General features: G+C 72.9%; 18 protein-coding genes. 11 read left to right on the top strand and 7 right to left on the bottom strand.

Features of this window, described 5'->3' with window-relative positions; translation table 11 throughout:
• Nucleotides 1-2: 2 nt before the first annotated feature.
• Nucleotides 3-3,158, bottom strand: a complete 3,156-nt coding sequence (locus ACQUQ1_RS02035; RefSeq protein WP_435062584.1) for an adenosylcobalamin-dependent ribonucleoside-diphosphate reductase — start codon at nucleotides 3,156-3,158, stop codon at nucleotides 3-5.
• A 439-nt stretch (nucleotides 3,159-3,597) separates the two neighbouring features.
• On the opposite strand from ACQUQ1_RS02035, the gene ACQUQ1_RS02030 reads away from it, so the two are divergent.
• The 5 genes from ACQUQ1_RS02030 to ACQUQ1_RS02010 all read left to right on the top strand — a co-directional run bounded on the left by ACQUQ1_RS02030 (nucleotide 3,598) and on the right by ACQUQ1_RS02010 (nucleotide 8,201).
• Nucleotides 3,598-3,813, top strand: coding sequence for a hypothetical protein (locus ACQUQ1_RS02030; protein WP_435062583.1), 216 nt, complete (start codon nucleotides 3,598-3,600; stop codon nucleotides 3,811-3,813).
• A 91-nt stretch (nucleotides 3,814-3,904) separates the two neighbouring features.
• Nucleotides 3,905-5,500, top strand: coding sequence for a GAF domain-containing sensor histidine kinase (locus ACQUQ1_RS02025; protein WP_435062582.1), 1,596 nt, complete (start codon nucleotides 3,905-3,907; stop codon nucleotides 5,498-5,500).
• A gap of 134 nt (nucleotides 5,501-5,634) precedes the next feature.
• The gene (gene tmk, locus ACQUQ1_RS02020; protein ID WP_435062581.1) at nucleotides 5,635-6,234 is read left to right on the top strand and encodes a dTMP kinase; all 600 of its coding nucleotides are present in this window, start codon (nucleotides 5,635-5,637) and stop codon (nucleotides 6,232-6,234) included.
• Between the two features lie 84 nt (nucleotides 6,235-6,318).
• Nucleotides 6,319-7,326 carry a hypothetical protein gene (locus tag ACQUQ1_RS02015; protein WP_435062580.1) on the top strand — a complete coding sequence of 336 codons (1,008 nt, stop codon included), beginning with the start codon at nucleotides 6,319-6,321 and terminating at the stop codon, nucleotides 7,324-7,326.
• A complete protein-coding gene (locus ACQUQ1_RS02010; RefSeq protein ID WP_435062579.1) occupies nucleotides 7,323-8,201 on the top strand; it encodes a DUF7537 family lipoprotein in 879 nt (292 codons plus the stop codon). The genes ACQUQ1_RS02015 and ACQUQ1_RS02010 overlap by 4 nt, the downstream gene beginning before the upstream one ends.
• Nucleotides 8,202-8,215: 14 nt before the next feature.
• Here the strand turns inward: ACQUQ1_RS02010 and ACQUQ1_RS02005 are convergent, their stop codons facing one another.
• A complete protein-coding gene (locus ACQUQ1_RS02005) occupies nucleotides 8,216-8,533 on the bottom strand; it encodes a hypothetical protein (protein WP_435062578.1) in 318 nt (105 codons plus the stop codon).
• 149 nt (nucleotides 8,534-8,682) lie between these two features.
• On the opposite strand from ACQUQ1_RS02005, the gene ACQUQ1_RS02000 reads away from it, so the two are divergent.
• Nucleotides 8,683-9,735, top strand: a complete 1,053-nt coding sequence (locus tag ACQUQ1_RS02000; protein WP_435062806.1) for a thiamine pyrophosphate-dependent enzyme — start codon at nucleotides 8,683-8,685, stop codon at nucleotides 9,733-9,735.
• A gap of 60 nt (nucleotides 9,736-9,795) precedes the next feature.
• On the opposite strand, the gene ACQUQ1_RS01995 is transcribed toward ACQUQ1_RS02000, so the two are convergent.
• Nucleotides 9,796-10,032, bottom strand: a complete 237-nt coding sequence (locus tag ACQUQ1_RS01995) for an Lrp/AsnC family transcriptional regulator (RefSeq protein ID WP_435062577.1) — start codon at nucleotides 10,030-10,032, stop codon at nucleotides 9,796-9,798.
• Nucleotides 10,033-10,114: 82 nt separating this feature from the next.
• On the opposite strand from ACQUQ1_RS01995, the gene ACQUQ1_RS01990 reads away from it, so the two are divergent.
• Nucleotides 10,115-10,819, top strand: a complete 705-nt coding sequence (locus ACQUQ1_RS01990) for a potassium channel family protein (RefSeq protein WP_435062576.1) — start codon at nucleotides 10,115-10,117, stop codon at nucleotides 10,817-10,819.
• Nucleotides 10,820-11,050, top strand: coding sequence for an Lrp/AsnC family transcriptional regulator (locus ACQUQ1_RS01985; protein ID WP_435062575.1), 231 nt, complete (start codon nucleotides 10,820-10,822; stop codon nucleotides 11,048-11,050). It begins immediately after the preceding gene.
• Between the two features lie 146 nt (nucleotides 11,051-11,196).
• Here the strand turns inward: ACQUQ1_RS01985 and ACQUQ1_RS01980 are convergent, their stop codons facing one another.
• Nucleotides 11,197-11,805 (bottom strand): DUF5813 family protein, encoded by a 609-nt coding sequence (locus ACQUQ1_RS01980; protein WP_435062574.1) that lies wholly within the window; start codon nucleotides 11,803-11,805, stop codon nucleotides 11,197-11,199.
• Between the two features lie 199 nt (nucleotides 11,806-12,004).
• Here ACQUQ1_RS01980 and ACQUQ1_RS01975 point away from each other — a divergent pair, with 199 nt between their 5' ends.
• Complete coding sequence (locus tag ACQUQ1_RS01975) at nucleotides 12,005-13,258, top strand: carboxylate--amine ligase (protein ID WP_435062573.1); 1,254 nt, start codon at nucleotides 12,005-12,007, stop codon at nucleotides 13,256-13,258.
• Nucleotides 13,259-13,719: 461 nt separating this feature from the next.
• On the opposite strand, the gene ACQUQ1_RS01970 is transcribed toward ACQUQ1_RS01975, so the two are convergent.
• Nucleotides 13,720-14,622, bottom strand: a complete 903-nt coding sequence (locus tag ACQUQ1_RS01970; protein ID WP_435062572.1) for a Vms1/Ankzf1 family peptidyl-tRNA hydrolase — start codon at nucleotides 14,620-14,622, stop codon at nucleotides 13,720-13,722.
• Between the two features lie 78 nt (nucleotides 14,623-14,700).
• Nucleotides 14,701-15,072, bottom strand: coding sequence for a DUF5802 family protein (locus tag ACQUQ1_RS01965; RefSeq protein ID WP_435062571.1), 372 nt, complete (start codon nucleotides 15,070-15,072; stop codon nucleotides 14,701-14,703).
• 207 nt (nucleotides 15,073-15,279) lie between these two features.
• On the opposite strand from ACQUQ1_RS01965, the gene ACQUQ1_RS01960 reads away from it, so the two are divergent.
• Nucleotides 15,280-16,086, top strand: a complete 807-nt coding sequence (locus tag ACQUQ1_RS01960; RefSeq protein ID WP_435062570.1) for an aldo/keto reductase — start codon at nucleotides 15,280-15,282, stop codon at nucleotides 16,084-16,086.
• 76 nt (nucleotides 16,087-16,162) lie between these two features.
• Entirely contained in the window at nucleotides 16,163-16,402 is a 240-nt protein-coding gene (locus tag ACQUQ1_RS01955) for a hypothetical protein (RefSeq protein WP_435062569.1), read from the top strand.
• Nucleotides 16,403-16,450: 48 nt separating this feature from the next.
• Here ACQUQ1_RS01955 and ppc read toward each other — a convergent pair whose 3' ends face one another.
• Nucleotides 16,451-19,147: a phosphoenolpyruvate carboxylase gene (gene ppc / locus ACQUQ1_RS01950; RefSeq protein WP_435062568.1), complete on the bottom strand. Its 2,697-nt coding sequence runs from the start codon at nucleotides 19,145-19,147 to the stop codon at nucleotides 16,451-16,453.
• Nucleotides 19,148-19,612 lie beyond the last annotated feature (465 nt).

The following is a 19,612-nucleotide window of genomic DNA, read 5'->3' as shown; positions in this document are numbered from 1 at the left end:
GCTCAGCACTCGCTCCACCCGCAACTCTCGCAGGTCTTGCAGCCCTCCGAGTAGTACAGCGTCATGCTGCCGCAGTCGGGGCACTCGGGCGACTCGCCGTTCGCGATGAGTTCGTCCACCGCGTCCGACTGCGCCTGCGCCTCGACGCCGCCGGCGTCCTCGGGCCCGGGCGCGGACGCGTCCGCGCTCGCGTCGACTGCGGCGCCGCCGTCGGCCTCGGGGCCGGAGACGGCGTCGGCGCCGGCGCCGACCTCGTCGAGGCTCGTCTGCTCGGGGTAGCCCTTCTGCACCTCGTCGTCGAGGTAGCGGCGCATCGCCGTGCCGATCGCGTCCGGGATGGACTGGATCTGCTCGCCCTTGTCCCAGGCGATCTTCGGGCTGCGGGTGCCCTGCAGTTCGTCGACGATCTCGCGCGGGTCGACGCCCGAGCGCAGCGCCGTCGAGATGACCTTCGCCAGCGACTCCGTGAAGGAGTTGGTGAAGCCGCCGGAGTGGCCGATGTTGGCGAACAGCTCGAACGGCTCGCCCGTCTCGGGGTCCTCGTTGATCGTGATGTACATCTTCCCGTAGCCGGTCTCGATGAGCTGGGTGACCCCGCGCAGCGAGTCCGGCCGGGCGCGCTTCTCCGTGTAGTCGATGTGGACCGTCCGCTCGTCGGCGGCCTCCAGCAGGTCCTCGACCTCGGCGTCGAGGGCGGCGCGGACGTCCTCGTTCTCGAGGAAGCCCTCGATGCCGCCGAACACCTCGGTGATCTGCTCGACGATGGTCTCTGCGGCCTCGCTCTCGTCGGCGAAGTCCGCGTTGTCCGCGCGCGTGGTGAGCACCTGCTTCGAGCGGGTGCCGTCGCGGTAGTAGGTGACGCCCTTGCCGCCGTGCTCGTAGATGTACTCGAAGACCTCCTGGGCGTCCTCCAGCGTGGAGTCGTTGGGCGCGTTCACCGTCTTCGAGATGGCCGAGTCGACCCCCGTCTGGCAGGCCACCTGCACGCCCGCGTGGTCCTTCGCGGTGAGGTCGCCCGTGACGACGAACAGCTCGCCGATGGCGTCCGGCACCGTCTCCAGCCCGTCGACGCCGTCGAACTCGTTGGCCGCCATCTGCTCCTGGGCCTCCTTCTTGACGGCGTCGACGTCGATGTCGTTCGCCTCCAGCGTGCGCAGGAAGTAGTCGTCGAACTCGACGAGCATCTCGTCGCCCTGCACGTCGTCGGAGACGTTCTTGTAGTAGGCGACGTTGTAGATGGGCTCACAGCCACCCGTCGTGTTGCCCACCATCGACGTCGTCCCGGTCGGCGCGATGGTCGTCGTGTTGTGGTTGCGGATCGGGTAGCCGTCGGCCCAGTCCTCGGGGTCCTCGCCGACGTACTGCTCGAACCAGTCCGCGTAGCGGACGGGATCGGCGTACTTCGAGTCCTCCCAGTCGTTGAAGACGCCGCGCTCCTCGGCCAGGTCGTGGCTGGCGGCCTTCGACTCGTGGTTGATGTGCGTCATCAGCTCCTCGGCGATCAGGTTGCCCGTCTCGGAGCCGTAGCGGACGCCCAGCTGGATGTACAGCTGCGCCAGCCCCATCACGCCGAGGCCGATCTTGCGCATGTCGCGGACCTTCTCCTCGATCTCCGGCACGGGGAAGTCCGACATGGTGACGACGTTCTCGAGGAAGCGCGTCCCCATCTCGATGCGGTAGTCGAACTCCTCCCAGTCGATCGCCTCCTCGAGGAACGCCGCGACGGCGGCGCCCTCGGAGTCGTACTCGTCGGCGTGTTCGTCGCTCCAGACGCGCCAGTCGGGCGCGTCCAGGTCCGCGAGGGTGGAGAGGTTGATGTGGCCGAGGTTGCAGGCCTCGTACTCCTCCAGCGGCTGCTCGCCGCAGGGGTTCGTCGCGAGGATGCGGTGGTCGGGGTGCTCCTCCACGTCGAAACTGTGGAGCTTGTTCACCCGTTCGAGGTAGATGACGCCCGGCTCGCCGTTCTCGTGGGCGCCCTCGACGATGTGGTCCCAGATCTCCTGGGCGGGCACCGACAGCACCTCGCCGACCTCGACGTGCTCGCCGAGGCCGAACATCTCGTACAGCTCCTTCGTCTGCGGGGTGGCGACGTGGGGCTCCTCCGTGCGGGGGTTCGTGAAGGTGAACTCCTCGCCGTTCTGCAGCGCCTCCATGAAGTCGTCGGTGACGCCGACGGAGATGTTGAAGTTCGAGAGGTGGCCCTCCACCGCGTTGCGGAGGTGCTTGGGGACGCGGCCGTCGTCGTCGATGAGCTCGCGCGCCTCCTCCAGCGCCTCCTGGAAGCTCGTGTGGGTGTAGTCGTCGGGGTCGTTCAGCCGGAGGGTGTTCGCCAGCGAGACGTCCTTGTTCTTCGCGTGGATGAACTGGATGACGTCCGGGTGCGAGACGCGCATCACGCCCATCTGGGCGCCGCGGCGCGCGCCGCCCTGTGCGATCGTCTCGCACATCTGGTCGAACGTCCGCATGAACGTGATCGGCCCGGAGGCGATGCCGCCCGTCGAGCCGACCGCGTCGCCGTACGGCCGGAGCTTCCAGAAGGCGTAGCCCATGCCGCCGCCGGACTGGAACACCTGCGCGGCCTCCTTGGCCGTCTGGTGGATGTCGTCGATGTCGTCGTCGGGGGAGTCGACGAAGCAGGCGGAGAGCTGCTGAAGCTCGTCGCCGGCGTTCATCAGCGTCGGCGAGTTCGGCATGAACGAGAGCCGCTCCATCAGCTCCCGGAACTCCTCGGCCGTCTCCTCGACGTGCGCGCGCACGTCGTCGGGGAGCTCGGGGACGACCGTCTCGTAGGCGAACTTGTTGACGTTGTAGACGGTCAGCTCGGTCTCGGCGTCGTCATCGTCGGCGGCGACGCCCGCCCCGAACACCTCCTCGGCGAGCTCGTCGCGGCGGGGGTGGTCGGGCTTGAGCTGGTCGGGCGTGACGGTGACGGGCTCGTCGGCCTCGTACACCGCCTCCGCGAGCGCGACGTTGCGTCCGACGCGCTCGAAGAGGTCCTCCTGCTGCTCGACGAGGTTCCCGTCCGCGTCCTTGCGGAGGTAGCGGGCGGGCAGGATGTTGTCGTAGGCGTTGGAGGTGAGCCGCTCGCGGAGGGTGTCGCCCTCCGTGCGTTTGATCGGCAGTTCCAGTTCGTCGGCGCCGAGGTCCGCGCGACTCATTCGTCGCGTCCCTCCCCGGCAGGGCCGGTCGATCGACGGAATTCGGTGTGGGCGTGTGTGGATTCCATGGTGCTATCGGACGGAAGTTCCGTACCGGAGCCACGCTGATAAACGGCGTGGGTTCCGGTAGGCTTGTTCTAATTCAAGCTCACTTGATGTAGGCGTGGCTGATCGGTTCGGTCCCGAACGCGTCCGTTTCGGTACGGTACCACGTTGTACGAGCGGCAGTATAAGGGTGTTCAGACCGGAGTGAAAGTGATACTCGAACGGGAGAACCACGGAACCGAGGGACGGAGCGGCGTGGGAGTGTACGGAGCGGGCGCGGCGGGCGCGAGCGTGCGTCCGCGACCGTTCCCCGGCGCCGATCCCCCGCCGGACCGGCGCCCGCCGGCCGCGTTCGGGGACAAGGGGTTTATTGGATGCCGGAGAAGGCGGGGGCATGGACGCAGCGTACGCCGCGACGGTCGCCGCCGGAGCCCTGCTACAGCTGCCCGGGCCGCTGGACACGACGGTCGGGAAGGTGTTCCTCGCGCTCGTCGCCTTCCTGATCGTCCTGACGGTCGGCCGGGTCGTGCTCAGCATCGCCTGGAAGGTCGCGCTGATCGCCGCCCTCGGGGCCGGCGTGTTCCTGTTCGTCACGACGTTCCTCCTGTGACCCGGGACGGACGCCGGGCCGCACGGTCCCCGACGGCGCCCGTCGGTCGGGAACAGTGCAGTTTATTCGCCTCACCGCCCTGAACACCACAATGGCTCGTCCGCCGGCCGCCGGATCACGGGACGAGGCCCTCCTCGCGATCCGCGAGGCCAGCCGGCGGATGGCGCGCGCGGACGACACCGACGGCGTCGTCGCCGAGTTCGTCGACACCTGCGCGGGGACGCTCGGGGTCGAGCTGGCCGCCGTCCGCGGCTACGACCCCCGGCGCGACGCGCTCGGCGTCGTCGCCGCCACGGACGCCGCCGAGCCGCACCTCGACGACTGGGACGACCACCGCCGCGGCGACGACCGCAGCCCCGCCTGGCGCGCGTTCGAGACCGGCGACCCCGAGTACGTCGCGGAGCCGGAGTCGGGGACCGGCGCCGAGTCGGTCGCGTACGCGCTGTACCTCCCGCTGGGCGTCCACGGGGTCGCGGCGCTGGCGACGCTCGACCCGGACGGCTTCGACGACCGGACCCGCTACCTGCTGGGGACGCTGGCGTCCGACACGACCGCCGCGCTCGACGCCGTCGCGGACCGGCGGCGGCTCCGCGGCCTCCACGAGGCGACCCGGACGATGCAGGCGGCCGACGATCCCGAGGCGATCGCCGCCGCCGCCGTCGACGCGACCGACGACGTGCTCGACATCCCGTACAGCGGCGCGCGGCTCCGCGAGGACGCGGACGGGGACCGGATCCCGATGGTCGCGGTCTCCGACGCCGCCGCCGAGGACATCGGAACGGGCGGCGGCGAGGCCGGCGAGCGGCTGGCCCGCGAGGTGCTCGACCGCGGCGAGCCGGTCGTCGAGACGGACATCGACGACAGCGGGACGAGGCCGTCCGCGCCGCCGTTCGGGGTGCGCTCGGGCTACCCGCTGGGCGACCACGGCGTGCTCTCGGTCGCGCTCCCCGAGGGGATGACCCTCGACGGGCGGCGCCGGGAACTCGCCCGCGTCCTCGCGGACAACGCCGCCGCGGCGCTCGACCGCGCCGAGCGGACGACACGGCTTCGCGAGCAGGCCTCGACCATCGCCGCCCGCGACGAACGCCTCGAGGAGTTCGCGGAGGTGGTCTCTCACGACCTGCGGAACCCGCTCAACGTCGCGGCGGGCCGGGTCGACCTCGCGGCCGAGAAGGTCGACGACCCCGACGTGGCGTCGGACCTCGCGACGGCGAGCGAGGCGCTCGGGCGCGTCGCCGACGTCGTCGAGGACGCCCGCGCGCTCGCCGTCGGCGAGCGCGTCGACGACGCCGAGCCGGTGTCGCTCGAGGCGGTCGCGACGGCCGCGTGGGGCGGCGTCGAGACGGGCGGGGCGGAGCTGACCGTGGAGGCCGACGGCGACGTGACGGCCGACCGCGGGCTGCTCGCCCGGCTGCTGGAGAACCTCTTCCGCAACGCCGTCGAGCACGCCGGCGACGCGCCGCGCGTGCTCGTGGTCGGGACCGCGGACGGCTTCGCCGTCGAGGACGACGGCCCGGGCGTCCCCGCCGACGAGCGCGGGGCGGTGTTCCGGGTCGGCTACTCGGGCGCCGACGGCACCGGCCTCGGCCTCGGCATCGTCGCCCGCGTCGCCGAGGCGCACGGCTGGTCCGTCCGCATCGAGGACGGCGAGCGCCTGGGCGGCGCCCGGTTCGTCGTCGAGACGTGAGCGGGCGGGCGGGGGAGGGGGACGGGGAGCCGCCGGCGGTGCGGGCGCGTCGCCGGCGACGGCCCCCGCCGCGGGGCCCGCGCGGGCGACACGCAAGCCGTAAGCCCCCGGCCCGACACGTCGAAGCGAGAACGATGCTCCTCACGCTCGAAGGCCTCGACGGGAGCGGGAAGACCACCGCCTGGGAGGCGCTCCGGCACGCCTACCCGGACGCGACGTTCACCCGCGAGCCGACCGACTCGTGGTACGGCGACGCCGCCCGTCGGTCGCGGGGCGCCGACGACGCCGACCCGCTCGCGGAGCTGTTCCTCTACACCGCCGACCACGCCGACCACCTCTCGCGGGTGGTGCGCCCCGCGCTCGCGGACGGCGACCTGGTCGTCTCCGACCGCTACACGGACTCGCGGTACGCCTACCAGGCCGCCAGCCTCGCCGACACGGACATCCAGCGCCCGCTGGAGTACATCCGCGGCGTTCACGGCGCGTTCACCCGCGAGCCGGACGCGACCGTCTACCTCGACGTGGACCCCGAGACGGCGGCCGCCCGGGCCGGCGCGAGCGACAAGTTCGAGCGCGCGGAGTTCCTCGCGGAGGTCCGGTCGAACTACGAGCGCCTCATCGACGCCGAGCCCGAGCGGTTCGTCCGCGTCGACGCCTCCCGCTCGCCCGAGGAGGTGCTCGACGCCGTCGAGGACTCCGTCGAGCGGCTCCTCGCGGCCCACGACGACGGGTAGCCACGGGCGCGAGCGCCGCCCGGTTCCGCCCGCGGCGCGTCCGACCGCCCGCTCGCTTTTCACGTCCCGACCCGTGCTCTGCATGTGGCACCGAGTAGCACGGCCGGGGGCCGCCCGGAGCGGGACCGGTCGGACCCGGTCGCCGACGGCCGCGGCGCCGTCCCCGGTACCCGCGGCGCGCTCGCCCTCGCGCTCGCGCTCCTGGTCGTCGCCGCGGGGTGTGCGGGCATCGTCGACTCCGGGGGCGACGGCGGCGACGAGCGCACCGTGAACCCGGCGCTCCGGGGGACGCCGACAGCGACGGCGACGCCCCCGGACGGCTTCCCGCCGGGCGTCGACGCCGGCGGGGTCGACGTCGACCGGCTCATCGACGCTCACCGGGAGGCCCTCGCGGGCGGGTCGTGGACGGTGACGCTGACCCGGGCCGTCGAGGGGCCGAACGGGACCGTCGAGCGGAGCCGCGCCCGCCTCCGCGTCGACGGCGAACGCCGGCTGTACACCTTCGAGCGCGTCCGCGGCGACGACCGTACCGCGTCGGCCCACTGGAGCAACGGCACCGCCGCCGCCAGTCGCCGGGTGGACTGGGAGGGGAACGTCAGCCTCGAGGGCCGCACGGGCGACCCCGACGGCCTCCCGGGGCCGGGCCCGGCCGGCGGCGCGTGGCTGCGCGCGGCGTTCCTCGACGTCCGCCCGAGCTACGCCGGCACCGAGTCGACCGCGTACGGCACCGCGTTCGTCCTCCACGCGCGGGAGGGGCGGATCGAGCGCGCCGGGCTCCCCGACCGCAGGCGGGTGAGCCTGCGCGCCCGCATCGACACCGCGGGCGTCGTGCGCTCGCTGTCGCTGCGGTACGAGATCTTCCTCGGGAGCGCCCCCGGGACGGTGGCGGTCGTCTTCGAGACGACCGCGGTGAACGACACGACCGTCCCCCGGCCCGAATGGGTGGATCGCGCGCTGGCGAACGCGAGCGAGGCGGCCGCGGACGGGGGAGCGAACGGGAACGGCGACGCCGGGAACCGCACCGGCGACGCGACCGGGTCCGACGGGGACGCCGCGCTTTATGTCCCGGGCGCCCGTGTCGACACCGGATGACCCGTCCTTCCCTCGCCGTCGCGGTCGTCTGCGTGGTGCTGCTCGCCGGCTGCGGCGCGGGCGGCGACCGCGGCGGCGGGCGGACGGTGAACCCCGCGCTGGCGGGCACCCCGACGGCCTCGCCGACGCCGACGCCCGCGCCGGACTACCCGCCGGGGGTGACCGCCGACGGCGTCGACGTCCGGGCGCTGACGGCCGCACACGACCGGGCGCTCGTCCGCCGCAACTCCACGGTGCGGTTCTCCCGGACCGTCGTCGCGGCCGACGGGACGACGCTGGCGACCCGCGAGAGCGTCACCGAGCACGCGGGCGACCGCCTCGGCTTCCGGCTCGTCGCGAACGGGAGCCTCCCGGGCGAGCCGGACCCGGCCCTGCGGTCGTTCGCCTTCTGGACGAACGGCAGCGTCACCGCGATCCGGTCGGTCAACGGCACCGGCGCCGTCTCCTACCAGGTCGTCCCCGGCCGCCCGGCGACGCTCACCGGAGTCGACGACAGCGGCGAGGGGCTCGTGTTCGCCGCGTTCGCCGGCACCGACGCGCGCGTCGCCGGGACCGCGACCGTCGACGGCGAGGAGATGACGGTGATCCGGGCCGAGCACGACCGGCTGAACCGGTCGGGCCGGCCCACGGTCCGGAACCTCACCGCCGTCGCGTACGTGACCGACGAGGGCGTCGTCCGCTCGTTCGAACTGCGCTACACGGCGACGTACGGGGAGGGCGACGACGCGGTCGTCGCGACGACGACCGAGCGCTTCCGGGCGACCGTCGGCGACACCGCGGCGGCGCCGCCCGACTGGGTCGACGAGGCGATACGGACGGGGTCCGACGGGAGCGACGAGGACGGTGACGGGGACGGTGGGACCGGCGGGACGTGAGCGCCGCCGCCCGCTCACTCCGCCGCCTCGGGCAGGTCGTACTCCTCGGGCGGCGGGACGTACAGGAGGTCGATGGTAAACCCGAGCGCGAGCGGGAGGCCGACGAACACCGCGAGGAACAGCCCCCCGGCGTCCACGAACAGCGGCGGGATCACCGACCCCTCGATCAGCCCGAGCACGAGCAGGACGAACGGGGACACGAGCAGGGTGTAGACGACCCACCCCCACTGCGTCTTCAGGCGGATCCGGAAGAAGCGCGAGAGCACCGCGACGACGAGCGTGTTCGCCGCGAGCGCGACGAGGGTGAGCGCGAGCGCGAGCGCAGAGACCATACCGCGCCTTCGGGTCGGGCGCTCTTTGGCCTGTCGGGGGCGGACCCGCCCCGCGCGACGACGCCCGTCGCGGCGGCGTCGCCGCCGCCCGCGCCGACCCGCCGCAATTTATGCCGGACGCCGCGGCAGGTGGGGGCATGAGCGACGACGTGACGCGGATCGTCGGGGAGCGCGACCTCGCCGACACCCGCTTCGACGCCGACGACGCGCGGGCGGCCCTGCGCGACATGGTCCGCGCGCGGCGGTTCGACGAGCGCGCGCTCGCCCTCCAGCGGCGGGGGTGGATGAGCGGCTACCCGCCGTTCGAGGGGCAGGAGGCCGCCCAGGTCGGCGCCGCCCACGCCATGCGCGGGGACGACCACCTGTTCCCCACCTACCGCTCGAACGCCCTCCAGATCGCCCGCGGCGTCCCGATGAGCGACCTCCTCCTGTTCCGGCGGGGGTTCCCCGAGTACCGCTCCGGCCACGACGTCCCGGTGTTCCCGCAGGCGGTGCCCATCGCCAGTCAGATCCCCCACGCCGTCGGCGCGGGGATGGCGGCGGCCTACCGGGACGAGGACTGGGCGAGCCTGGTCTGCTTCGGCGACGGCGCCACCAGCGAGGGCGACTTCCACGAGGGGCTGAACTTCGCGGGCGTGTTCGACGCGCCGACCGTGTTCTTCTGTGAGAACAACGGGTGGGCCATCTCGCTGCCGCGCGAGCGCCAGACCGCCAGCGAGTCCATCGCGATCAAGGCGGACGCGTACGGCATCGAGGGCGTCCGCGTCGACGGGAACGACCCGCTGGCGACCCGCGCGGTCGTCGAGGACGCGCTGGCGAGCGCCCGCGACGGGGACCCGGTGCTCGTGGAGGCGCTCACCTACCGCCGCGGCGCCCACACCACCGCCGACGACCCGAGCCAGTACCGCGACGACGACCCCGACCTCCCGGCGTGCCGCGTGCGCGACCCGCTCGACCGCTTCGCAGAGTGGTGCGAGGAGCGGGGCGTCGTCGACGGCGACTTCGTCGAGGAGGCGACGGCGGCGGCGAACGAGGAACTGGCCGAGGCCGTCGAGACGGCCGAGTCCGTGCCACGACCCGAGCCCGAGGAGCTGTTCGACCCGGTGTACGAGACGCTCCCGCCCGAGATCCGACGCCAGCGCGAGGAGGCGCGGGCGTTCGTCGACGAGCACGGCGAGGAGGCGTACGAACTGGATCGGTAGGGACGCGGAGGCGGCGAGCCGCGCCGGCGTCGGGTCGGGGAACCGCGCCCTCGCCGCCGATCAGGCGGTCATCGAGACGTACGTCCGGGTGTCGACGACGCCGTCGACGCCGCGGACCGCGTCGGCGACGGTGTCGAGCACGGTGTACATGTCGGGGGCGTCCACCTCCGCGACGACGTCGAAGTCGCCGGCGACGACGTGCGCCTCCTGGACGGCCTCGATGCCGGCGACCGCGTCCGCGACGCCGGACGTGTCCGCGTCACCGCTCACCTTCACCATCACGAACGCGTGAACCATAGTGTGTCAACACATACCACACTCAAAAACCTTCCTCCGGCTCGGGGGTATCGTTATGTTCCCCCGTGGCATGTGGTAGCATATGCGTTTCATCGTCATCGGAGCAGGACGGGTCGGCCTCCGCACCGCGCGGGTGCTGCGCGAGGAGGGCCACGACGTGACCGTGGTCGAGCGCGACCCTGACCGGGCGTCCCGCGCCCGCAACGACGGGTTCTCCGTCGTCGAGGGCGACGGCTCGCGGGAGGAGGTGCTGGCGGAGGCGGCCGTCGAGCGCGCGGACGCCGTCGGCGCGCTGACTGGCGACCTGAACGTGAACTTCGCGGCCTGCATGATCGCCAACCACCACGGCTGCCGGACCGTGATGCGCATCGACGAGGACTACCGCGAGGAGATCTACCAGAAGTACGCGGACGAGGTCGACGAGATCGTCTACCCCGAGCGCCTCGGCGCGATCGGCGCGAAGAACGCCCTGCTGGGCGGGAACATCCGCGCGATCGCCGACATCGCCGAGAACCTCCAGGTGCTGCTGTTCACCATCACGGAGGGGTCGCCGATGCGCGGCTACACGCTCAGCGAGGTGGAGCTGCCCGCGCAGGCGCGGCTGCTCGCGTTCGGCAAGCGGTCGGAGCCGATGGGGATCCCGTTCCCCGACGACTCGCTGGAGGAGGGCGACAAGGTCGCCGTGCTCGCGGACTTCTCGGTCCTCGACGACGTGCGACAGCTGCTGGTCGGCGACGAGGACGGCGGACGGCTCGCCTCGGCCGCGGGGACCGGGGGTGACCGCTGAATGGTCGTCGCCTACGTGATGGTGAAGGCCGCCTCCGGCGACGCCGACCGGATCCGGGAGGCGATCGCCGACCTCGACGGCGTCACGGAGGCGCACATCGTCGCCGGCGACATGGACTTCGTGGTGAAGGTGGACGTGCCCGAGCCGGGCGACGTCAAGCGCGTCGCCGCCGACGAGATCCAGGACATCCCCGGCGTCGAGGACACCCGCACGTACATCGCGATGAGCTGATACCGTCGGACGTACCCTCGTGAAGATCTTCGCTACCCCGGAGCGGCGAAGTCCTCGAGGTGCGTACGTCCGACAGTGTGAGCCGGCCGTCCCTCCCGGTCGCCGGCCGTCGATCCGGTGCCCGCTCTACGGGCCCGCCGTGACCCTCAGAACGGGCCCGACCCCTCGTCGCCGCCGGTCGCGCGGGCGCGGCTGACGAGCCCGGTCACCGGCTCGCCGTACTCGTAGCCGGGGATGACCCCCTGCACGTAGGTCCCCTCGACGAAGTCGACGACCGCGACGGCGTCGTTCAGCCCGCGGCGCTCGTTCAGGTCGCGGACCGACTCCGCGACCGTCACCTCGTCGCCGCGGCGCTCGACGGTCGGCGCGAGGTCGTGGCCGGCGGCGGTCACGTCGCCGATGGCGTCGATGCGGCGCTCGAAGGTGTCGAGCCAGCCGTCCTCGACCACGTCGGCCACCTCGCCCTCGACCACCGCCGACAGCGTCGGCACGGTCACGGTCACGTCGAACTCGATCCGGCCGTCCGCGGCCTCCGCGACGGCGACGGCGGCGTCGAACGGCGTCGAGGTGACCGCGAGCGTGCCCTCGGGACCCTCGTCGGCGACGGCGTCGTGGTCGGCGACCGCGCGGCGCACCCGGCCGGGGAGGCCGGACCCGTCGGCGTTGTCGGTGTCGGCGGCGTCCCCCGGCTCCGAGGCGTCGGCGGCGTCGGCGGAACCGGCTGCGTCCGCGGCGTCCGCGTCGGGATCGCTCATACGTGTGCGGAGGGCAGCGCCCCGGATAAACGGCGCGCTCACGGCCGACGCCCGGAACGGTCGTCGACCGTCGGCCCGGCGGACCGCACCCACGCGATGTCGTCGTCGCAGGGTCCGCTCCGTCGGCTCCGCGTCGCCGTCGCCGGCAGTCGGCGCCGCCGAACGGGAGCCTTTAGCCCGCCCGGCCGAAGCCGGCGGCATGGCCGACACCTTCCACGACGCCGACGCGCTGGCGGACGCGCTCGCCGACGAGACGTTCGAGCGGCCGCCCGCGCTCGTCGCCAACGCCCACATCACCGGCGTGAGCGTCGCCCGCGCGCTCTCGGCGCACGGCGTGCCCGTGATCGCGCTCGACCGCACCGGCGACGGCCTCGCCCCGCCCTCCGAGGCCGTGGACTACGCCGGCCGGGTCACTTACCCGCTCGACGACGCCGACGGTTTCCGCGCGGACGTGGAGCGGATCGCCGACGCGCTGGACCACGAGCCGGTCGCGTTCGCCTGCATGGACGAGTGGGTGCGCGGGTTCGCCGAGACCGAGCCCGCGGGCGTCCGCCTCCCGTTCTCGGATCTGGCGGGCGTCGAGCGCGTGCTCGACAAGTCGAACCTCTACGCGCTGTGTGCGGATCTCGGGGTCCCGTACCCCGAGACGTACGAGGTGGGCGAGCACGGGATCGACGAGGTCTGCGAGGCGCTCCCGTTCCCGTTCGTCGTCAAGCCCGCGCACAAGCGGAAGTTCGAGGAGGCGTTCGGCACGAACGTGATCGAGGTGGCCGACCGCGCGGAGTTCGCGGACGTGGTCGCGGAGGCCGAGGAGCACGGCGCGACGGTGCTCGCCCAGGAGAAGGTGAACGTCGAGGTCGGCCGGGACACCTCGCTCGCGAGCTACGTGCCGCCGGCGTCGGCCGACCGGGACCCCCTCGCCGTCGTCGGCAACGCCGCGGTGCGCTACCCCGAGTTCGGCACTTCCTGTCTCGTCGAGCGCGTCGAGGAGCCGGCGGTGCGCGAGCACGCCCTCGCGGTGCTGGAGGCGACGGGGTACCACGGAATCAGCGAGGCGGAGTTCGTGTACGACGCCGACCGGGGGGAGTACGTCCTGCTCGACGTGAACACGCGGCCCTGGAAGTGGATCTCGATGCCCGTCGCCGCCGGCGCGAACCTCCCGATGGCCGCCTACGCCGACGCCGTCCCCGGGGCGGCGTACGAGGCCGCGGCGGCGGCCGACGGCCCGCGGGACGCCCGCTGGGTGTACCTCCCGGACTACCTCGAACGCTGCCTCACCGACGCGGCCTTCTGGGACGTGCTCTCCTCGGACGACTGGGCGAGCCTCGTCTCCGGCGACTTCGAGCGCGAGGGCGACCTGACGACCGGGCTGTACCGCCCGAGCGACCCCGCCCCCGCGGTGAAGTACCTGGAGGGGGAGTTCACCGACCGCGAGTACTACTGTTCCTGCTGAACGACGACACTACAGGGAATTCCGCGGTGGCGCGCGCCGGCGGGCCTCCGATCACGCGAGTGAAACGAGTGTGATCTCACGAGACCGAAGGTCTCGGGTAGTGCCCGCCGGACGCGCGCGAGGGACGAACGAGGAGTGCGAGACCGAGCGGAGCGAGGTCTCGATGCGAACGGCGAACGCAGTGAGCCGTGAGCGCCAGCGACGAGTGAGTCGGCTGGGGAGGGCGTGGCTGCGGTGCGGTTGCGGCGGGTGGGACTGGAAGGGGCCGGCGTCCTCGGCGAGCGAGACGATGCAAGCACCGGAGCGAGTGAGCGGAGCGAACGAGCGAGGCGCGCAGCGAGTCGCAGCCGCCGAGGACGCCGGGGGCTTCCGCGGTCGTCACCGGGCTCGACTCGAAATAGCCCGCAACGACATCCACCGCGACGACACCGATCGCGGAACCGATAGATCCGAGTGTATACTCAGATCAACCGAAGTCGCGCCGTCCAGAACTCCGCGAACGCCTCCTCCAGTGCCGCCTCCGGCTTCCCCGTCGCGTCGCTCCCCGCGGTGTGGTCCGCGAACTCGTCCAGCCGCTTCACGACCCCCGACTCGCCGACGATCACCACGCGGTCCAGATCCGCGGGCAACTCAGCCAACACCGCCTCGCACTCCCCCAGGTGCTCGTCGATCTGTTCCTCGCGCAGCCGCTCGTAGCGCGCCTGCGAGAAGCCGCCCTTGTCGTGCTCGTCCATCACGTCGGTCCGCACCGTCTCCAGGTCGACCCGTTCGTCGCCCTCGTACACGCCGACCGCGAAGGTGTCCGAGCGCGCGAGCGCGAACGCGAACCGGCCCGTCGGCCGGAACCACCCCGCCTCGACCCGGAACCCCGTCCCCCACTCGTGGAACGGCTCGGGGTCGAGCGGGGGCGCGAGCGCACACGAGACCAGGCCCGCGTCGTCGGCGTACACGAGCGTCGGGGCCGCCCGGCGGACCAGCGGGGCGCGCTCGCCCAGCGCCTCCCGCACGGGGCCGGGCACGTCGCCGCCGTCCGCGACGAACGCCGAGAGCGCCCCCTCCGGCGCGGTCTCGACGCTCTCCAGCCGCGCGAGCACCTCGTCGCGCCGGCCGGGCCGGAGCGTCTCGACGCCGCGGAACTCGACCGCCGACTCCCCCGCCTCCTCCGCGCGCGCCAGCCGGTCCTCCAGCTCGGTGACCCGCGTCTCCAGTTCGTTGACGCGCTTCTCCGCCTCCTGGCGCTTCCGGGCCGCCTCGCCGCGGCGCTCCTCCTCGGCCTCCATCCGGGCGACCGCGTCGTCGCGCTCCGCCTCCAGCTCCTCGATGCGCTCCTTGAGCCCTTTCCTGCCGAGAAGTCGGTCGAGCATACCCGAGGCCGCGAGCCCGGGCGACTAAAACGGTGCCGTGTTCGTCCGGCGGCGGCGCCGGCCACCCCGAAACGGGAGTCAGGCGTACTCGGCCGGGTCGCCGGTGTCGCCCTCCCAGCCGGTGAACCGGATCAGGTCGCGGGCGCGCTCGGCGTTCGCGAGGAACACCTCGCTGCGTCCGGGGAGGCGGAACTCGAGGTCCTCCGGCACCGCCTCCTCGGGGAGCGTGAGCGTCCCGGAGGGAACGTCGTCGTCACCGACCACGGGGAAGTGTCGCGTCCCGACCTTCATCACGAGGGGGTTGTCGAGCCGGGCGATGCCCTCCTCGTCCGCGTAGAGCTGTTCGTTGACCCGCTCGTGGTCGGACCGCTTGATCGCCGCCTCCTCCGCCGACCTGGGCTGGACGTACATCTCGCCCAGGTAGTACCCGCTTGAGAAGCGTTCGAACATGCTGTTCACTCGGTGTGAGTAGGTTTACCATGATAAGGCTTGCCGGGAAGGCTTATGTCGCACCGCAATTCGACGGCCGCCGGTTCTCGGCGCGTGAGAACCACGCCGGCGTCGGCGCGCCGGGCGGCGGACCCGGACCGCCGGCGCGACCCGGAACGCCGTGCCGACACCGACGGCTTGAGGGTCCGTCCGGGGGAACGCCGACGCATGTCCGACTTCCGGCGGTTCGGCCTCGGCACGTACCAGCTCACCGGCCCGCAGTGCGTCGACAGCGTCGCCACGGCCGTCGAGGCCGGCTACGACTGCATCGACACCGCGCAGGGCTACCAGAACGAGGCGCTCGTGCGCGAGGGGATCGAGGCCGCCGGCCGCGACCCCGAGGACCTGTTCGTCGCCACGAAGCTCCAGACGGACAACCTGAGCTACGAGGACGCCTACGACACCGCCCACGAGTCCGCGGCCCGCCTCGGGGTCGACTCCATCGACCTGCTGTACGTCCACTGGCCGATCAACAGCTACGACGCCCCCGAGACGTGCCGCGCGCTGAACGACCTCGTGAGCGAGGGCACCGTCGACCGCGTCGGCCTCTCGAACTTCCGGCCCGACCAGCTCGACGAGGCGCGCGAGCACCTCGACGTGGATATCTTCGCTCACCAGGTCGAGTGCCACCCGATGCTCCAGCAGCGCGAGCTGCGCGAGTACGCCCGCGAGGACGGACACCACCTCGTCGCGTACTGTCCGATCGCCCGCAACCAGGTCGCCGACGTGGACGAGATCGTCGAGATCGCCGAGCGCCACGACGCCACGCCCGCGCAGGTGTCGATCGCGTGGCTGCTCGCCCACGACGAGCTGGCGGCCATCCCGAAGGCGACGAGCGAGGAGCACATCCGCGACAACCTCGCCGCCACCGGGCTGGAACTGACCGACGAGGAGGTCGCGACCATCGATGGCCTCGACGAGGAGCACCGCATCGTCGACTTCGAGGAGGCGCCCTGGAACCAGGTCGAGGCCTGAGACGGATTCACACGTATTACTTTCACCGCGGACAAGGCCGTTAGTTAAGCGGGCGCGGGCCGTCCGTCCGGACACGATGACACGGTCCTCCGGCGACGACGACGGACGAACCGATCCCGCCGGGGCCCCGCCCCGGCAGGTACTGGCGGTCGCGGTGCTGTTCGCGGTGCTGGGCGGCGCGCTCGTGCGCGTCGCGACGGTCGAGGCGCCCCCGGGGGCGCTGTGGGCCGCGCTGGCGGTCGTGACGGTCGCCGCCGGCGCGGTGGTGTTCGGCGGCGACGCGGTGCGGACGGCCCTGGGCGGGTCGGGGAAGTGACGGCGACCGGGTCCGGCTCCCGCGACGCGTCCGGCCGCGGCGGGAGCGCTACCCGGTGTTCTTCATGCCCGCGGCGATGCCCTTCACCGTCAGCCGCAGCGCGCGCTCCTCGGCGTCGGTGAGGTGGGTGCGCGAGAGCAGGTCCACCTGCAGGAGGTTCAGCGGGTCGACGTAGGGGTTGCGCCGCTCGAGGCTCTCGCCGAACCACTCGCGGCGCACCAGCTCCTCGCGGCCGGTGATCGCCCGGACCAGCTCGACCGCGCGCCCGTACTCGGCCTCGATCCGCGGGAAGAACTCCTCGCGGAGGTGGTCGGGCGCGAGGTCGGCGTACTCGGCGGCGATCTCCAGCTCCGTGCGCGCCAGCGACAGCGCGACGTGGTCGACCGTCGTCCGGAAGAACGGCCACTCGTCGTACATCTCCCGGAGCGTGTCGAGGTCGCCGCCGTCGTCGAGGTAGGCGTCGATCCCCGAGGCGGTGGAGAACCAGCCGGGGAGGATGGCGCGGCTCTGGGTCCACGAGAACACCCACGGGATGGCGCGGAGGTCCTCGACGGTGCGCTCGCCCGAGCGCGAGGCCGGCCGCGAGCCCATGTTGAGGTCCTCGATGACGGTGATCGGCGTCGCCGTCTCGAAGAACTCGACGAAGCCCTCCGTCTCCAGCAGGTCCTGATAGGCCGCGCGGGCGCCCTCGCCGGCGGCGTCCATCGCGGCCTCCCACTCGGGTTTCACGTCGGGCACGTCGCCCTGGAGCGCCCGGAGGCGGGCGCGCACCTGCGCGTCGAGCATCTGTTCGAGCTCGCGCTCGGCGACGCGGGGGTTCGCGAACTTCTCGGCGATGGCCTCGCCCTGCTCGGTGAACTTGATCTCGCCGGTGGCCGTCTCCGGCGGCAGCGCCAGCATCGCCTCGTTCATCGGGCCGCCGCCGCGGGAGATGGAGCCGCCGCGGCCGTGGAACAGCCGCAGCTCCACGCCGAGCTCGTCGGCGACCTCCGCGAGCCGCCGGGCGTTGCGGTGGAGGTCCCACGCGGCCGCCAGCGGGCCGTTCTCCTTGTTGGAGTCGGAGTAGCCGAGCATCACCTCCTGCACGTCGCCGCGCGCCGACAGCGCCGCGCCGTAGGCGTCGTTGTTCACGAGCGTCCCCAGGATGTCGCGGGCGTTCGCCAGCGCCGACGCCGTCTCCAAAAGCGGCACCACGTCGAGGCCGCAGTGGTCGGGCAGGTCGACGACGCCCGCCAGGTCCGCGAGGTACAGCACCTCCAGCACGTGGGAGGGCTCCTCGGTCATCGAGATGCAGTAGGCGTCGATGGCCTCCTCCCCGTACTCGCGGTGCCACTCCGCCAGCGCCCGGAAGCGCTCGCAGACGCGCTCGCCCGTCTCCGAGAGGTCGTCGCCGTCGGTCGCGAGGCTCCCGACCGACTCGCCGACGACGGACTCGGTGAGCGTCTCGACGCGCTCGGCCTCGTCCATGTCGCGGTAGTCGAGCCCCTCGCGGGCGAGCACGTCCCCGACCGTCTCGGTGTGGTTCTCCCGGTGGTCGCGCAGGTCCAGCGCCGCCAGCGAGAAGCCGAACGTCTCCACCCGGCGCACCAGCGGGTCGACCCGCTCCTCGGCGGTGGTGTGGTGGCCGTTCGCCCGGAGGTCGTCCGCGAGCGCCCGCAGCGACTCGGCGAGCGCCTCGGGGTCGTCGTAGCCGCCGGGGCGGAGGTCGTCGACGCGCTCGACGCGGGCGCGGATCACCGTGACTGCGCGGCGGTACGGCTCCGCCGGGTAGCGCTCGTCGGCCTCCTCGGCGACGCCCGGGACCGCCTCGCGGTCGGCGGCGACGCGCTCGCGGAACGCGGCGGTGTGGGTGAGCCGGTCGCCCTCGTGGCTGAGCGCGCCGTTCACGTCCGCCAGCGCGTCCAGGTAGCGGTCGAGCACCGCCTCCCGCTGGGCGTCGAGCGTCTCGGTCGTCACCTCGGGCGTGACGAAGGGGTTGCCGTCGCGGTCGGAGCCGGCCCACGACCGGAAGTCGAGGGTGCTGCTCGCGTCGTCGGCGTCGAGTTCGGGGTGCGCCTCGGTGACGCGCTCGGCGAGGGCGGCCTCCGCCTCGGCGGCCACGTCGAACAGCGTGTTCTCCAGGTACCAGCGCACGTCGCGCGCCTCGTCGGTGGGCGTGGGCCGGCGCGGGCGAACCTGCCGTGTCGACCACAGCGTCTCCACCTCCGACTCGAGGTCGCGCTCCAGGCCGTCGAGTTCGGCGTCGGTGAGGCGGCGCTCGTCCAGGTCGCGCAGCACCTCCGCGACCCGGCGGAGCTTCGCCTTCACCGTCTTGCGGCGCGCCTCCGTCGGGTGCGCGGTGAACGTCGGGACGACGCGGACGTCCTCGAGCACCTGCCTGGTCGTCTCGGCGTCCACGTCCGCCAGCGCCTCCGCGGTGCGGTCGAGGCCGTCGCCGAGGTCGCCCTCGTCGCGGCCGCGCCGGACCGCGCGGACCCGCTCGCGCTCCTCGGCGACGTTCACCAGCTCGAAGTAGGCCGCGTACGCCCGCGCGACCGTCCGCTTCGTCTCCGGGTCCAGCCCGGCGAGGCGCTCCCGGACCGGCTCCCGGTCCGGGGCGTCGCCCCGGCGGTAGTCGATGGAGGCGCGGCGGACCTCCTCGACGGCGTCGAAGGCGTCCGTCGAGGTCTGTCGCTCCAACACCTCCCCGAGCAGCGTCGCCAGCTCGCGGACGTCGCGACCGACGTCCCGCGCGTCGAATGACATGACCCCACATGCTCGTCCCCCGGCAACATGTGTCCCGGTAGGGGGAATACTTGCGAGATATTCCTTCGGATCCGAGTTATCGATCGGGCACTACCGACCCCGGAGACGGCTCTCGGGGGGCCGGGTGGAGCGTCGGCGGGGCGGCGACCAGCGGGGTCATCAGAACGGAGCGCGCCGCGCGGGGCTGTGAGCCGCGCGGCGCGCGGCACCACGCGCGGGGGGCTGGAACCCGCGCGGGACGTGGACACGGAACCGGCAGCCGGGCGTCGACGGGGACGCGGCCGCCGGTGTGGGAACGTGCCTCCGTCCACAAGTAGCTCGCTATGACGGGTTCGTACGGCTATTGAGGGCTCCCGACCGGCCCGCGGGGCCAACTCCGGGCCGCCCGGATCGGGGGGCCCCAGGACCGGAGAGAACCGACGGAAGACGGCTGGGTTCGCCCTTTCGTCAGGCTTTTGCGTAGCG

Source organism: Halobaculum sp. EA56 (assembly GCF_051195075.1).
GTDB lineage: Archaea > Halobacteriota > Halobacteria > Halobacteriales > Haloferacaceae > Halobaculum.
The sequence above is the reverse complement of the archived record's forward strand: the minus strand, read 5'-3'. Positions and strand labels throughout refer to the sequence as shown.

Excerpts from the sequence above, each read along its gene's own strand:
- ACQUQ1_RS02035 (WP_435062584.1), bottom strand. The coding sequence starts at position 3,158 with ATGAGTCGCGCGGACCTCGGCGCCGACGAACTGGAACTGCCGATCAAA.
- ACQUQ1_RS02030 (WP_435062583.1), top strand. The coding sequence starts at position 3,598 with ATGGACGCAGCGTACGCCGCGACGGTCGCCGCCGGAGCCCTGCTACAG.
- ACQUQ1_RS02025 (WP_435062582.1), top strand. The coding sequence starts at position 3,905 with ATGGCTCGTCCGCCGGCCGCCGGATCACGGGACGAGGCCCTCCTCGCG.
- tmk (WP_435062581.1), top strand. The coding sequence starts at position 5,635 with ATGCTCCTCACGCTCGAAGGCCTCGACGGGAGCGGGAAGACCACCGCC.
- ACQUQ1_RS02010 (WP_435062579.1), top strand. The coding sequence starts at position 7,323 with ATGACCCGTCCTTCCCTCGCCGTCGCGGTCGTCTGCGTGGTGCTGCTC.
- ACQUQ1_RS02005 (WP_435062578.1), bottom strand. The coding sequence starts at position 8,533 with ATGGTCTCTGCGCTCGCGCTCGCGCTCACCCTCGTCGCGCTCGCGGCG.
- ACQUQ1_RS01995 (WP_435062577.1), bottom strand. The coding sequence starts at position 10,032 with ATGGTTCACGCGTTCGTGATGGTGAAGGTGAGCGGTGACGCGGACACG.
- ACQUQ1_RS01990 (WP_435062576.1), top strand. The coding sequence starts at position 10,115 with ATGCGTTTCATCGTCATCGGAGCAGGACGGGTCGGCCTCCGCACCGCG.
- ACQUQ1_RS01985 (WP_435062575.1), top strand. The coding sequence starts at position 10,820 with ATGGTCGTCGCCTACGTGATGGTGAAGGCCGCCTCCGGCGACGCCGAC.
- ACQUQ1_RS01980 (WP_435062574.1), bottom strand. The coding sequence starts at position 11,805 with ATGAGCGATCCCGACGCGGACGCCGCGGACGCAGCCGGTTCCGCCGAC.
- ACQUQ1_RS01975 (WP_435062573.1), top strand. The coding sequence starts at position 12,005 with ATGGCCGACACCTTCCACGACGCCGACGCGCTGGCGGACGCGCTCGCC.
- ACQUQ1_RS01970 (WP_435062572.1), bottom strand. The coding sequence starts at position 14,622 with ATGCTCGACCGACTTCTCGGCAGGAAAGGGCTCAAGGAGCGCATCGAG.
- ACQUQ1_RS01965 (WP_435062571.1), bottom strand. The coding sequence starts at position 15,072 with ATGTTCGAACGCTTCTCAAGCGGGTACTACCTGGGCGAGATGTACGTC.
- ACQUQ1_RS01960 (WP_435062570.1), top strand. The coding sequence starts at position 15,280 with ATGTCCGACTTCCGGCGGTTCGGCCTCGGCACGTACCAGCTCACCGGC.
- ACQUQ1_RS01955 (WP_435062569.1), top strand. The coding sequence starts at position 16,163 with ATGACACGGTCCTCCGGCGACGACGACGGACGAACCGATCCCGCCGGG.
- ppc (WP_435062568.1), bottom strand. The coding sequence starts at position 19,147 with ATGTCATTCGACGCGCGGGACGTCGGTCGCGACGTCCGCGAGCTGGCG.